Raw genomic sequence first — 13,859 nt, forward strand, 5'->3', positions numbered from 1 at the left:
CAGAAAATTACAGCTGGGTTAACACCCGATTCATTGGTGCTGGCCCTGGCTTTGCTGCGACCATAGGCGCCGGTGTGCCTCATGTATGGAAATCTCAGATGCTCGTGATTACGCAGCGGCGCTTTGCCGCTTTGTTGTTGGTGGCCTTGGCTCGGAGCGCGTTTGCCGAAGGCGACGCCGAGGCCGGTCGCACGGTGTTCCAGGCCAAGTGCAGCGGCTGCCACAACATCGGCCCCGGCGCCCAGGCCGCCTTCGGCCCCCAACTGACCGGGGTGGTCGGCCGCCAGGCGGGCACTACCGCCGATTACCAGTACTCCGACGCCATGCGTAACGCCGGGGTGGTGTGGTCCGAAGACAAGCTCAAGGCCTATATCGACGACCCAAAGGGCGTAGTTCCTGGCACGCGGATGAATTTCTGGTGGATCGGCAGCGATCAGAAGCTCAGCGACCTGGTGGCCTTCCTGGCTTCGCAGACGGGCCAATAGCGCTCCGTAACGCGATAATAGCGACGGGCCATATCAAGGATTAACCGTTTCAGCCGATACTAGCGGGATCCACAATCAAGGGGTCTCTGCAATGTTTTTACGCCGCATGCGCATCGCGCAGCGCTCGCTGCTGTGTTTTGGTTTCTTCGCCGTGCTGGTCGCGGCCTTTGGCCTGTTCTCGCTGAGCCAGGTCTCCGCCATCAGGGCCTCGCAGACCCTCCTGCAACAGAACGTGCTCCCCAGCGTGCAAACCATCGACCAGGTGCGGAACGACCTGCTGTCGATCCGCTTGTACAACGGCAGCTTGCGCCTGGCCAAGGACGGCGACAGCGTGACCATGGCCGAACAGCGCATCGACAAGGCACGTGGCGCCCTCGCCAGTGACCTGGAGACCCTGCGCCCGCTGATGATCAGCGAGCAGGGCCAAGCGACCTACGCCGAGCTGCGCCAGGCGACCCAGGCCTACCTTGACGTGCATACGCGTTACCTCACGGCGGTGCGCGCCGGGCACGAGAACGAGGTCACTGCCCTTACCGCCAGCAGCGGCGAGATGACCCGCGCCGCGGAACAGGTGCAGGCGCTGATCGACAAGCTCAACGGGCTGATCGATGGCAAGGTCAAGCGCGAGGACGCCAATGCCAGCGCGACCTATACCCAGGCCCAGGAGGTCACCTGGGTAGTGATAGTGCTGGCACTGGCGGCGACCGTCGCCCTGGCCACCCTCTTCACCCGCAGCTTGGTGGCCCCGCTCAACCGCGCCGTCGGCGTTGCCGAGCGTATCGCCGCCAACGACTTCAGCCAGCCGGTGCCCCACGACGGCAGCGACGAGCCCGGCCGTTTGCTCAGCGCCCTGGGCCAGATGCAAGCGAACCTGCGCGCCACCCTTGCCGAGCTGGGCGAATCCTCTACCTCGCTCGCGTCGACTTCCGAGGAAATGGCGGCGGTGACCGACGATGCCCTGCGCGGCATCCAGCGGCAGAACGACGAGATCGCGCAATCGGCCACTGCGATGAACGAGATGTCGGCGGCGGTGGATGAAGTCGCCAGCAACGCGGTATTGGCCGCCGAAGCGGCCCAGGCGTCCAGCGCGGCGGCAGAGCACGGCCAGCGGCAAGTGGCGCGCACGGTGACCTCGATCAACGACCTGCAAGGCGCGGTCGATCGTGCCGCAGGCGAGCTCAATGCCCTGGCGGGGCAGGTGCGCAGCATTGGCGGCGTGCTGGAAGTGATCCGCGGCGTGGCCGAACAGACCAACCTGCTGGCGCTCAACGCGGCCATCGAGGCGGCGCGCGCCGGAGAGGCCGGGCGTGGCTTCGCCGTGGTCGCCGATGAGGTACGCGCCCTGGCACACCGCACTCAGCAGTCCACCGCGCAGATCGAGCAGATGATGGTGGCGATCCAGGCCGGGGCCGACCAAGCCGTCAGCTCCATGGCCGACAGCAGCGACCGCGCCAAGGTCAGCGTAGAAGTGGCCCAAGCCGCCGGCGCGGCCCTGGCGGACATCACCGCGGCGATCGGGCAGATCAACGCCCGCAACCTCAACATTGCCTCTGCCACCGAAGAGCAGGCCGAAGTCGCCCGCGAGGTGGACCGCAGCCTGGTGAGCATCCGTGATCTCTCCACGCAGACCGCCGCGGGCGCGCAACAGACCGCGGCCGCCGGCAATGACCTGTCGCGCCTGGCAGTCGGCCTTAACAACACGGTGCTGCGCTTCAAGCTCTGACAAAGGCCGGCGCCGGGCGGTCAGCCCAGCGCCGACGAGTGCTGCCGCAGCGCGGCCCGCAGCCCGTGCACTTGCTCGGCGCCGGGCCACTGTGGCGGCTCCCGGCTGAGCTGTTCTTCCAGCGCACCCGCCAGGGCGGCGACTTCTCCTGCCCCGACCATCAACGCGGCGCCGTGAATCCTGTGCGCCCAGTGCACCACTCGGCTGGCGTCGCCCATCTTGAGCGCGGCGTCGATTTCCAGCAGGTCCGCTTCGGTGCTGCTGACGAAAATCGCTTGCAGCTGCTGGTGCGGGCTCGGCGCTTGCGCCGCGGGCGCCGCCGACACCCACAGGCCCAACAGCGCTTCAAGCTCCGCCAGGCGCAGCGGCTTGCTCAGGCTGGCGTCCATGTCGCTGGTGAACACCCGCTCATGGTGGGCGTCGTCGTTGGCGGCAGAGATCGCCAGTAGTGCCAGGCGCGGCAGGCCGAGCTCGCGCTCGCGCAGGCGAATCCTGCGGGCGACTTCATAGCCGTCCATGCCTGGGAGTTGGCAATCGAGCAGCACCGCCGCCAACTCGCCCCGGTCATCGCTGGCCAGCTTCGCCAAGGCAGCGGGCCCGTCCGGCGCCACTTCACAGCGATAGCCCAGGGCTTCCAGCTGCAGGCCGATCGCCTGCTGGTTGACCGGGTGATCTTCCACCAGCAACAGGCACGGGCGTAGGTCTGCCGCCGCTGCGGCCGAAGGTTCCGGCGGCGAGGCCAGGGCGGGTTCGGTGGCCCATTGCAGCGGCATGCGTAACCAGACCGTGGTCCCCTGCCCTGGCGTGCTGTGCAGGCCGATGTCCGCGCCCATCAGCGTTGCCAGGTCCTTGCAGATGGCCAGGCCAAGGCCACTGCCACCGTAGCGCCGGCTGGTGGAATTGTCGGCCTGGACGAATGGCTGGAACAGCTGCGCCTGGCGCTCCGGCGCGATGCCCACACCGGTGTCGACCACTTCCAGGTGGAGCATCGCCGGCTCGCCTTCAGTCAGGCTCAGGCGCAGGTCGACCTGCCCCTCGGCGGTGAATTTCACCGCATTGGACAGCAGATTGGTCAAGATCTGCCGCAGGCGCACGGCATCGACCATCACCGTTGGTGCCGGCGGGCCCTCGCAATGCAGGTGCAAGGCAACACCCTTGGCCTGAGCCGCCAGGCGGTGGATATCGGCCACGGCTTCGGCCAACGCCCAGAGCTGGGTAGGCTGCGGCGCCAGTTCCACGCGGCGCGCCTCGAGCCGGGAGAGATCCAACACGTTATCGAGCAGTTCGAGCAGGTTGCCGGCGGAGTTACCGGCCAAAGCCGCCAGTTGCTCCTGGCGCGGCTCCAGCGGCGTGCGCCGGAGCAGCTCGATGGAAGACAGAATGGCGTTCATCGGTGTGCGGATTTCATGGCTCATCATCGCCAGAAACGCCGTTTTCACGCTTTCGCTCTGCTGCGCGGCCTTGCGCGCACGGGTGGCGTTACGGGCGAAGGCCACCAGCAGCAGGACGCACGCGCAGAGGCCGAGCAGCTCCCAGCCGTAGTAGCGCAGCAGGCTCGCCCACGACGGTACGCCGAAGTCGCTCTGCGCCACCCACCGGGCATCCATCTGATCGGTGGCCCGGGACGTCAGCGTGCCGAGGGCCTTGTCGATGACGCTTTTGAGAACCGGCTGGGTGGGCGCGATGCCCATGGCGATCACTGCCGGCATATCGGAAATCACCCCGGAGAGGTGCAGTTGATCGAAGTACTTGCGCCGCACCAGCGGCCGCAATGCCTGGTCCAGCCCGATCACCGCGTCGGCGCGGCCTTCATCGAGCGCAGCCAGCGCCTCTTCCGGGTCGTTGAGCAGCAGCAGGTGGATGCCGGGGTAATTGCGGCTCAGGTAGCGTTCGTAGCCCCCGCCACCCTTTACCGCCACCACCTGCCCATCCAGCTTGCCAGGGTTGTAAGCGATCGGGCTGGCGGCCTTGGTGATGATGACCGAGGCCCCGACGAAATAAGGATCGGTGAACAGCAGCCGGTGGTGAAGATCATCTTCGAGCAGCCGCGCCGACACGGCTGACACGGCATCGAGCTCACCTCGCTCGATCATTTTCAGGCTTTGCTGCAGGTTTGCGCTGGGTACCTGTTCAAAGACGAGCCCGGTAACCTTGGCGATGTAATCCACATATTCGCGGGTCAGCCCGCGATGCTGCCCGTGCTCGTCGCGGTACTCCATGGGCCAATAGGGGTCGATGGCGTAGCGGACCACCGGATGGGCCTGCATCCAGGCCCGTTCCTGCTCGGTGAAAACTTCGCTGTGGAGTTGGGTCAAGGGATCGCTGACCGGCTGGGCCAGCACCGGCAGGCTGCAAAACGTGGCGAGCAGCAGGACAGCCCCGCGCAACACCACCTTACCAACCTTCCAGCTGGGCACGCAGCTTGAACAACTCGTTATCGGTGCGTAACCCGAGCTTGCGGTAGGCCGATTGCTTCTGGGCGCTGATGGTCTTGATGCTGCGGGAGAACTTGCGGGCAATTTCGGTCACCGAGAGGCCGTCGAGGCAGCAGCGTAATACTTCCCGCTCACGCAGGGTCAGCCCCTGGGTGCTGACCAGCGCGGCCACCGGCTCGGCGTCGTCGGCATCGGCCGGGCCCAGCGGATGGGTAGCCACATTGTTGCGGTGCAGTTCGCCTTCCATGTCTGGGTGCAGGTAGATCCTCCCGGCCGCGACGGTGCGCACTGCCTTGAGCAACTCCTCGGCGCCCAGCTCCTTGCCCACGAAGCCCACCGCTCCGCAGCGCAGGCTGAGGGCAACGGTGGCCGGGGTGTGCAGAGACGAAATGACGATCACACGGGTATTGGGATAGCGGGTGCCAATGGCCTTGATCAGGTTCAGCCCATCCACCTCGCCGGGGCTCAGCGAGTAATCGATGACCACGATATTGACGTCGGTATTGCGCAAGGCATCGAGCAACGAACGGCTGGTGTGGTGCGTGCTGACCACCTGGATATCGGCCTGATTCGCCAGCACGTGGGACATGCCATGGAGAATGAATTCGTGGTCATCTAGGAGCATCAGCCGCAGGGGCGCGGCGGTAGCCCTCACAGTGCATCTGCCTGGTTGGGAGACAGAGGCTGGGACAGCGCCCAAGCCGTGGGCAGGAAGGGGAAAAATGCGAAATCGGTTTTCATGGTGCCAAGCCTCGAAACTTTCGGTTCATGGCGCGCCCCTGGGCGCCCCTGGAGGGAGTTCGCCGGAAGGCTTGGCTCGGGAGGTCTCCCGTTTTCAGAGCTTAGCCTGAAGACTTTCCGGGGGAAACCCCGGAATATGCTGCCCGGCCAAAAATGCCGCCGTTGAACTGGCCGCGCACTTTAGGGGCTGGAAGAGGGGTTTAGTATCGGAATATTCCGAATTCAAACCAACGGTAACAATCTGGCCCTTGCGCCGAACCCCGCCCAGCCTCTTATCTATTTATGCATTTGAGCAATAATCGCTATTAATTGGGCTGATTCATCAATGGATTAGGACGGTGCTAACGTTGGCCTCGAAGTAAAGACGCCGCCGGGTGGCCAGACACCCCCCGCCGCCTGGTCCGCCCGGCGTGTCTCCACTTCGTCCTTTGGTGAGAAACAGTTCGCCACCGCGCCTCCCCGGAGCGGTGGCTTTTTTTTGCCTGGGCTCAGGCAGGGTTTTCATCGGAGTGATGGGCCGTTTGCGTAGCCTTGGCCTCTGCCAGTGCCTGCTCGAGCAAGCGCCCACGTGCAGTGGCTTCGGCCAGCTCTTGCGCTTGCCGGGCCGCGGCGTCGCCCACCTGAGCCAGGTTGGCGCGCAGCTCGCCCAGTTGCGTCTCCAGCACCTCGCGCGCGCCCTGCGCCTGCCCATACGCGGTGGTCAATCGGGCGACGTCTTTTTGCAAGACGACGCCCTGCTCCGCCGCCTTCGCCTGCTGTTGCTCGCTTTGCGCCAGGGCGGACAACAGGCGCTCGTTGTCGCGATTGAGGCGAGTGAGTTCGTCCTGGCGTACCACCAGCGCCTGCTGCGCCTGGCGCAGCTCCGCTTGTGCCTGTTGCAGTTGCCCCTCGTGACGGCGTTGCTCTTGCTCCCTTTGCTCGCGGCTTGCGGCGCGGTAGTGCTCGAGCGCATCGCGGGCATGGCGGTGCTTCTCTTCCAGCGAAACCACCTGCTGCTGTTTGTCTGCCAGTCGCGCTTCCAAATCCTCGCAGGCCTGGGCCAGCCGCGCGTTGCGGGTTTGCTCTACCTGGGCGCTGGCCCGGGTTTCAGTCAGTTGCTCCAGCGCCTGGGCCAGCGCCTCCTCGCTACGGGTAAGCGCCTGTTGCAGCCCTTCGGCACGGTTGGCATGCCCGGCAGCCTCCACTTGTAACTGACCAAGCCGCTCATCGAAGGCCTTTTGAGCCGCATCGATGCGCGCTTGTGCCTCGTCATGCAGCCGCTGCGCAAGGGTGTGCACCAGCGTGGTCAATTCGTCGCTGATAGAACCCATGCCTTCGGCAAGCGTGCCCTGGGCCTGCTCCAGCTCTCTGAGATAGCGGTGGATGGTGCTCTTGGACCCGGTATTGCCCATCTCCACCCGGATCGCATCAATGCTGGGGTTCTGCCCTCGTGCGAGCAGCGCATCACGTGCCTTTTCTACCAGCGCCTTGTTGATGCCACCTCGTGCCATTTGCCGCCTCGATTTCGTTCTGTGGTACGTACGGTGTAATTACATATGGGTAGAACGCAAATAACAAGATTTTTTAAGAATTTCTGATAAAGGATAATGGCGCGTTATCACGGGCTAGCCACTTAAATGGCCATGGCGGTGCAGTGGGAGCACCGGCTGGTACGCCTGAACCGCGCGCTCCGGACCAACTATCGAGGGGTCGGCACACCGCACCGGCGCGGGTATTGCCATCGGCAATACTGGCCAAAAGCTATCAAGGTAGGATTGGAGGCGTGCGCGCTGGAGGCGCGGGGATGCTGAGTGCGATCGAACAGCGATCAAGGCGTTTGGTTTGGAACCAAACGCCCATCGAACTCAATCATGCAAACCTCGCCAGGGCATCTGCCTTATGAGATGCCTGGCGTAGGTCTGAGGATGCGGAGAAGGGCCGTCAGATTGAGATGCCGCCGTCGATCACTAGGACTTGACCCGTGGTCATGGCCGCGCCAAAGCCCAGGTAGAGAATCGCCTCGGCGACATCGCCCGGTGTAGCCCAGCGCTTGAGCGGGGTAGCGGCTTCGGAGGTGGAGCGGTGCTGCTCGGTCCACTGGATCGCCCAACTGCTGTCTACCGCGCCCGGCGCCACGCCATTGACTCGCACCTCGGGCGCCAACCCTCGGGCAAGGTTCTTGGTGAGATTGATCGCCGCCGCTTTCGAGGCGCTGTAGCAGATGCTACTGCTCACCGCGCTGAACCCGGCGATCGATACCGTATTGACGATGGCACCGCGGCTAGCCTTCAACGCGCTGGCGGCGGCTTTGGAGCAACGAAATACACTCATCAGGTTGACGTTGAGCAACGTGGCCCATAGCGCCTCGCTGATGCCGTCCAAGTCGCCCACCGGTACGGGTTTACTCAAGCCAGGGGTGCCGGCGTTATTGACCAAGAGGTCGAGCCCGCCGAGGTCGGCAATGGCTTGTTCGACCATGGCCTGAGCAGCAGCCGCGTCGGCCAGGTCGCCAGGGGCGGCGATCACCCGGCCTTTGTATTGGGCCAGGCTTTCCAGCGCTTGCTCGGCGCGGGTATCGCCAGGCAGAAAGTTAATGGCCACGTCGGCGCCCGCTTCGGCGAGCCGGCGCGCGGTTTCCAGGCCGATACCAGAAGCGCCGCCGGTGACCAGAACCCGGCGGTTAGTGAGTTCGAAGCGAATCATGAAAGTATCCTGTTCAGTTGCCATTGGTTTAGAAATCGACGCCGGAAACCTTCAGGCTCGGCGGTTCGGTGCTGCTGATGTACTGCTGGTACAACTGCCCGAAACGGCCGGACGACACCTGGTTCCACACGAACAATTTCGCCCAGCCAAGCATTTGTTGGTCATCACGGCGCACGGCGATGGAAACGAGGTCCGGCGGAAATGGCGCCTGCCCTGCCATCTCGAAGGTGGGGAACTGCCCGCTCTTGATCAGCGCGGAGGCGACCGCGGTGGCCTGCAGCAGAGCGTCGACCTTGCCTTGCTGCAGGGCGAGGAACGCCTCGGTATCGCTGCCGTAGGCGGTGTATTGGGTTTTGCCATCGTTCCAGGCAGCGATGTCGCGCTTGAGCAGCTGCTCGGTCGAGGTGCCGGTGACCCCGCCCAGCGTGTGACCCTTAAGGTCCCCGTAGCTTTTGATGCCGCTGTCCTTGCGAGTGATCACCGCGGTGGTGTAGTTCATGTAGGGCTGGGTGAAGGCCACCGACAGCCCACGAGCGACAGTGCTGGTCGTCGAGGCTACCAGCACGTCGATGCGATTGGATACCAGCGCCGGGATGCGGTCGGCCGAGGGCGTTTCGACGATTTCCGCCGTGGCGCCCAGGGCCTGGGCCATGTCCTTGCAATAGGCCACATCGAAGCCATCGGGCTGGTTGTCCGGGGTGCGGTAGCCTGAAGGCGGTGAGTCCAGCATTACGCCGCAGCGTAGCTTCTTGGCCTGTACGACGCGGTCGAGGGTGGACTCGGCATGAGCCTGGGTGGCGAAAGCCCCGGCAACAGCCAGCGTCAGGGGCAACAACGCTTTCAGAGGTGAATGTTGCATGGCACGCTCCATCGATGGTGAGTGAAGAAGAATCCGCTATTCAGTAATTCACGCTGCTAGCGCTCAACGACGACGCCTCGCGCGGCGCTCAATACTGGTTGATGAAACAACGCAGGCTCAGCAATGCTCACGCCGCAAAAAACGCTGCGTGTGCTCGTTACGGGGTTGGCCCAGTACCTCGGCCACGGTGCCGATTTCGGCCACGTTGCCCTGATGCAGAAAGGCCACGCGGTCGCTGGAGTTGCGCGCAAAGGTGATGTCGTGGGTGACCACCACCATGGTCATGCCCTCCTGGCGCAACTGACGCATGGTGTCGAGCACCTCGCCCACCAGTTCGGGATCCAGCGCGGAGGTCACTTCGTCAAACAGCATGTAAGTAGGCTGCATGGCCAGCGCCCGGGCGATGGCCAGGCGCTGTTGCTGGCCACCGGAGAGGCGCGAAGGCAATAGCTCGGCTTTTTCCGCCAAGCCCACATGGGCCAGGTAATGCAAGGCAACCTCGCGGGCCTCCCGGCGGGTTTTGCCTTGTACCAGACGCGGCGCCAGCGCCACGTTTTCCCACGCCTTCAGGTGTGGGAAAGCGTTGAATTGCTGGAACACAATGCCCAGCCGCTGGCGCAGGCCGTTCAGGTCGGTAGAAGCGGCATGCACCTCGATGCCGTCTACCTTGATGCTGCCGCCCTGGATCGGCTCCAGACCATTGATGCATTGCAGCAAAGTCGACTTGCCTGAGCCGCTGGCACCTAGCAGGCACAGCAGCTCGCCTTTGTTTACCTCCAGATCGATCCCCTTGAGGATCTCGATGTTGCCGAACTGCTTACGAACGCCACGGATCTCGATCACAGGGCCATCCTCCTTTCCAGCCTCGCGCTGTAGCGCGACACCGGGTAACAGATCACAAAATAGAAAAGCCCTACGCCGAGTAGCAGCAGCAGGGCTTCATGGGTGCGGGTGATGAGGATCTGTGTGGACTTCATGTACTCGACATAGCCGACCACGCTGACCAGCGCGCTGTCCTTGGCCAGCCCTAACAACAGGCCGACCCACGCGGCGAAGCTGGTGCGCAGCGCGAGTGGCGCGCTGATGTGGCAGAACTCCTGCAGCCAGCTGATGCCCAGCGAGCGGGCAGCGCGGCGGTAGGTAGGGGGCACCGCTTCGAGGCCGGCGCGCACCACTTCGCCGGTAACCACTGCCATCGACGAGCTGAGCACTACCACCGACAACCAGAAGGCATTTACGCCTAGCCCGGACAACGCCAAAAAGCTGTTGGCGAGAATCAGCTGGATGATCATCGGCACGCTGCGCACCACATCCACATAGGGCGCGGTGAGCCAGCGCAGCCATACCGAGCCGAAGCGCATCCAGCCCAGCACAATGCCCCCCAGGGTGCCGAACAGGCCAGCCACCAGCGTGACCCATAACGTGCTTCCGGCGCCCTGGAGCAGGAACCACAGGTCACGCCAGTGCAAGGATGGGTCTGCAAGTACGAATTGCATGCTCAGGTCCTCAGCCAGCGCCAGAACACTGCGCGCGCGCCGAACTCAATGAGCTTGGCGATCACGTAGTAGATCAAGGCGGTTATCAAGAAAAACTCGAAGCTGCGAAAGCTCACTGACTGCGCCGACTGTGCCGCGCCGCTGAGCTCATGCAGGCCCACCAACATGCCCAGCGAGGTGTTGAGCATCGCCCACACCGCCTGGGTCACGTAGCCCGGGAAGACGATGCGAAACAGCTGCGGGAAGATCACATGCAGGTAGCCCTGGCGCGCGGTCAGCCCCAGCGAACGCGCCGCCGCCAGTTGTTGGCGAGCGATGGCGCCTAGCCCGCCGCGGAAGATCTCCGCCAGGTAGCCGGCATTGTTGAAGGTCAAGGCGATGAGCACTGCCCAGTAGCTGCTGATCTGGATGCCCAGCGAGCCCAGGCCAAAGTACATCATGTAAATCTGGAACAACGTGGGGGTGTTGCGCGCCAGTTCCACCCACGCCGTGGCCAGGCGGTAGCTTCGGCCCTCGCCGCTTCGGCGCGCCACCGCCAGCGGCAGGCCGAGCACGGTACCCAGCAGCATCGACAGGGCCGCCAGTTGCACCGTGAGCCAGGCACCGCCGAGCAGCTCGGGGATCGCATCCCAGACCAGAGACCAATAGAAGGTATAACCGAACATGGCGTGCCACTCTGATACAGCCGCCCTTTACGGGCCGTTCAGGTATGCGTGCACACATACCCATCAAGTGGCAGTAGTAAGGAGTTGCAAGGCGTAGGCCGCCCACGCTGTTCCGCGTGGTGCGGGGGCGAACCCATCAGCGTTTGCCGATGTTCTCCAGTGGGCCCAGCTCGCGCTCGACCAGCGGTAACACTTCAGTGGTGAACCGCTCCAGCGAACGGCGGGCGCGCGCCAGCGGCATGCAGCCGAACTGGAAGTTGCAGGCAAAGTGCGCGGGGTCGAGGCGTTGGAGATTGTCGATCAGCTTCGCGGCAACCTCTTCCACGCTGCCGCAAACGATGTTGTCGGCGTACTGCTCGACGCTCTGCTCGCCCTCCACGGCCTGGTCGCGAATGAAGCTGCCATCCATGGGCAAGACGTTATGACGCAAATGGTGGGCCAACCTGCCCACATAACGTGCGCGCTCGCCGGCCTCCAAGGCTTCGCTGCGGCTATCGGTGATGTGCACGTACTGCATGATCGACAGCGGCTTGCTCTTGGGCGCTACACCGACTTTTTCCCAGTTGGCGTTCAAGCCGTCGATCATCTTGTACAGCACCGGTGAGCCCAGCGTGCTGGCGGCCAGAAACGGCACCGCGTCGGTATGCTTGAAACGCTCGAGCAGCGCCGGGCCGGTGGAGGTGTAGTACACCGGTGGCAGCGGCTTCTGGATCGGGCTGACCGAGAAGGTGGTACGCGGCACCTGGATGTGCTTGCCGTGAAATTCGACTACGCCTTGGGTGAGCGCCTGTTCGATCACTTCCCAGTACTCCAGGAAGATATCGACCTTGTCGTCGATGTTTACGCCGAAGCGCTCAAACTCGAACGCCTGATAGCCAGTGCCCAGGCCGATCACCGCGCGGCCCTGGGACTGCACATCGAGCAGGGCGATCTCCTGCGCCACCCGCAGCGGGTTGTACAGCGGCAGCACCAGCACGCCGGCGCCGAGCTTGATCTTGGAGGTCCAACCCGCGGCGTAGCTGGCCATCATGAGCGGTGAGGGCGAGGAGGAGTAGTTGCAGAAGTGATGCTCGGCGAACCAGGCGATGTCGAAGCCCGCCTGTTCGGCGGCCTGCACCATTTCACGGGTATCGGCCATTACGCCGGCGGCGCCTTGCGGGTGGTCGCGCAGGGTCATGAGGCTGAAAATACCGAACTTCATGGGTTGTACTCCTAATCAAAAAGAGGCGGCCAGCGGCGCGGTGCCCGCGTAGCTGCCGTTCTGGTAAATGAGCGGGGCCACGGTTTCGGCGAAATGCACCTGAGTAACCCGTCCGATCACGATCAGGTGGGTGCCGTAGGCGATGCTATGGTCCAGCTCGCAAAACAGGTTGGCCTGGGCGCCCGCCAGGAACGGCACACCGCCCTCGCCTACTTCCCATTGGCCTTCGCTGAAGCGCTCGGCGCCCTTGAGGCGGCCGCCGAAATTGTTCGAGATGGCGTGCTGCTCGGTGTTTAGCAGGTTCACGCAAAAGCGTCGTGAACCGTTAAGGGCAGGCAACACCGAAGAGGCGCTATTGATGCAGGCAATGATCGACGCCGGCTCTGCGCACAATGAGGTGACCGCCGTGGCCGTCAGGCCGAACCACTGCTGCCCCTCGGAGCAGGTGATCACGCTCACGGTCGCCGCTAGCCGGCGCATGGCGTGCTTGAAGCTATCTGGCAGAGCAGGGAGAACGGCGGGATGAACCATGGTGAAGAACCCACTGTGGCGTGAAGACAGTTTTAAAATTGCAGATTGTCAACAATCGGTCAAGCGCTGATCTGAAATTGTTGATCATCTTCATCATGGCCTGCCCTGTGGTAAGCTCGGGGCATTACTTGTCACGAGCCAGGACTATGGTTTCCAACATAAAAAAAACAGCGTCGATCCTCGCCCCGATGAGCAATATGGAAAGCGCTGAATACGCCGCGTCGCAAATCCGCTCTGCAATCATTCAGGGCGGGTTCAAGCCTGGTGAGCGTCTGATCGAGAAGCAGCTCACCGACCAGTTGGGTATCTCCCGCCATCCGGTGCGCGAAGCGTTGCGACTCCTCAGCCGGGAGGGGTTGGTAGAAATGCGAGTGAACCGCGGCGCAATCGTCGCCGAACTCAAGGTCGAGATGATCCTGGAGGTGTATAGCCTGCGGTCAGCCTTGGGCAAGCTGGCGTTGAAAGCACTCCTGAGCGGGCACGCAACACCCGCGCCGGGGACGCTCAAGCACTTGGAGGGCATGGCCAACAAGGCCCTGAAGCTCGCGCGCCAGGCTGACCAGGCGGCTTCCGTGGCCAATGACCTGGCGTTCCAGCAAGCCATCGTCGAAGCGAGCGGGCTGGAGCGCTGCGAGCGGTACTTCGCCGAACTGACGGCTGAGATACACCGGTTCAACAACCTCTCGCGCATTGCCTATACCGATCGTGAAAGCGATGCGACCAATTACGTACTGGCGCTTTATGAAGCCATCAAAGCCGCCGACCTGCCGCGGGCTGAGCACATCTGGCAGGCAAAATTCGACCGCGCCGTAGAGCGTTACCTGGCTCACGTGGGGGCCGGTGAGACAGGCCAGGAAGCGCCGCCGGTACTTACGCGTTAAGCGTTCGCACTGCTGGCACGGTGTGTCATCGCACCCGTGCCAGCTTGGAAAAATCTAGATTATTTTATGCCCCGTTCAGGTGCGCGAACGGGCTGTCACCCCTAAAGCCTGCCCCGTCGGCGCACACAAATCCCGCTTTCCCCAAGCGAGCGACCAGGCC

13 protein-coding genes are annotated in these 13,859 nt (G+C 63.6%); 3 read left to right on the forward strand and 10 right to left on the reverse strand.

Translation table 11 applies throughout. The features are described from left to right. Nucleotides 1-98 precede the first annotated feature (98 nt). Together OGL93_RS09755 and OGL93_RS09760 are read left to right on the forward strand one after the other, a co-directional pair. Nucleotides 99-485: a cytochrome c family protein gene (locus tag OGL93_RS09755; protein WP_263262433.1), complete on the forward strand. Its 387-nt coding sequence runs from the start codon at nt 99-101 to the stop codon at nt 483-485. Nucleotides 486-576: 91 nt separating this feature from the next. After that, entirely contained in the window at nt 577-2,208 is a 1,632-nt protein-coding gene (locus OGL93_RS09760) for a methyl-accepting chemotaxis protein (protein WP_263262434.1), read from the forward strand. A 20-nt stretch (nt 2,209-2,228) separates the two neighbouring features. On the opposite strand, the gene OGL93_RS09765 is transcribed toward OGL93_RS09760, so the two are convergent. From OGL93_RS09765 to OGL93_RS09810, 10 genes are all read right to left on the reverse strand, one after another. After that, nucleotides 2,229-4,625 carry an ATP-binding protein gene (locus OGL93_RS09765; protein WP_263262435.1) on the reverse strand — a complete coding sequence of 799 codons (2,397 nt, stop codon included), beginning with the start codon at nt 4,623-4,625 and terminating at the stop codon, nt 2,229-2,231. Next, on the reverse strand, nt 4,603-5,298 hold the full coding sequence (locus OGL93_RS09770; protein ID WP_263262436.1) for a response regulator transcription factor: 696 nt from the start codon (nt 5,296-5,298) through the stop codon (nt 4,603-4,605). Before OGL93_RS09770 ends, OGL93_RS09765 begins: the two co-directional genes overlap by 23 nt. Nucleotides 5,299-5,872: 574 nt before the next feature. Continuing rightward, entirely contained in the window at nt 5,873-6,874 is a 1,002-nt protein-coding gene (locus OGL93_RS09775) for a DNA-binding protein (RefSeq protein ID WP_263262437.1), read from the reverse strand. 430 nt (nt 6,875-7,304) lie between these two features. Continuing rightward, on the reverse strand, nt 7,305-8,066 hold the full coding sequence (locus OGL93_RS09780) for an SDR family oxidoreductase (protein WP_263262438.1): 762 nt from the start codon (nt 8,064-8,066) through the stop codon (nt 7,305-7,307). A gap of 28 nt (nt 8,067-8,094) precedes the next feature. Beyond that, nucleotides 8,095-8,925 carry a transporter substrate-binding domain-containing protein gene (locus tag OGL93_RS09785; protein ID WP_263262439.1) on the reverse strand — a complete coding sequence of 277 codons (831 nt, stop codon included), beginning with the start codon at nt 8,923-8,925 and terminating at the stop codon, nt 8,095-8,097. Between the two features lie 117 nt (nt 8,926-9,042). Further along, on the reverse strand, nt 9,043-9,768 hold the full coding sequence (locus OGL93_RS09790; protein ID WP_263262440.1) for an amino acid ABC transporter ATP-binding protein: 726 nt from the start codon (nt 9,766-9,768) through the stop codon (nt 9,043-9,045). Further along, nucleotides 9,765-10,421, reverse strand: a complete 657-nt coding sequence (locus OGL93_RS09795; protein WP_263262441.1) for an amino acid ABC transporter permease — start codon at nt 10,419-10,421, stop codon at nt 9,765-9,767. Before OGL93_RS09795 ends, OGL93_RS09790 begins: the two co-directional genes overlap by 4 nt. 2 nt (nt 10,422-10,423) lie before the next feature. Further along, complete coding sequence (locus OGL93_RS09800; protein ID WP_263262442.1) at nt 10,424-11,086, reverse strand: amino acid ABC transporter permease; 663 nt, start codon at nt 11,084-11,086, stop codon at nt 10,424-10,426. 136 nt (nt 11,087-11,222) lie between these two features. Beyond that, nucleotides 11,223-12,287 (reverse strand): LLM class flavin-dependent oxidoreductase, encoded by a 1,065-nt coding sequence (locus OGL93_RS09805; RefSeq protein ID WP_263262443.1) that lies wholly within the window; start codon nt 12,285-12,287, stop codon nt 11,223-11,225. Nucleotides 12,288-12,302: 15 nt separating this feature from the next. Then, nucleotides 12,303-12,818 (reverse strand): flavin reductase family protein, encoded by a 516-nt coding sequence (locus OGL93_RS09810; RefSeq protein WP_263262444.1) that lies wholly within the window; start codon nt 12,816-12,818, stop codon nt 12,303-12,305. Between the two features lie 146 nt (nt 12,819-12,964). Here OGL93_RS09810 and OGL93_RS09815 point away from each other — a divergent pair, with 146 nt between their 5' ends. After that, complete coding sequence (locus OGL93_RS09815; RefSeq protein ID WP_263262445.1) at nt 12,965-13,699, forward strand: GntR family transcriptional regulator; 735 nt, start codon at nt 12,965-12,967, stop codon at nt 13,697-13,699. Nucleotides 13,700-13,859: the final 160 nt, after the last annotated feature.

It is taken from the genome of Pseudomonas sp. RIT-PI-S (genome assembly GCF_025642975.1).
Classification (GTDB): domain Bacteria; phylum Pseudomonadota; class Gammaproteobacteria; order Pseudomonadales; family Pseudomonadaceae; genus Aquipseudomonas.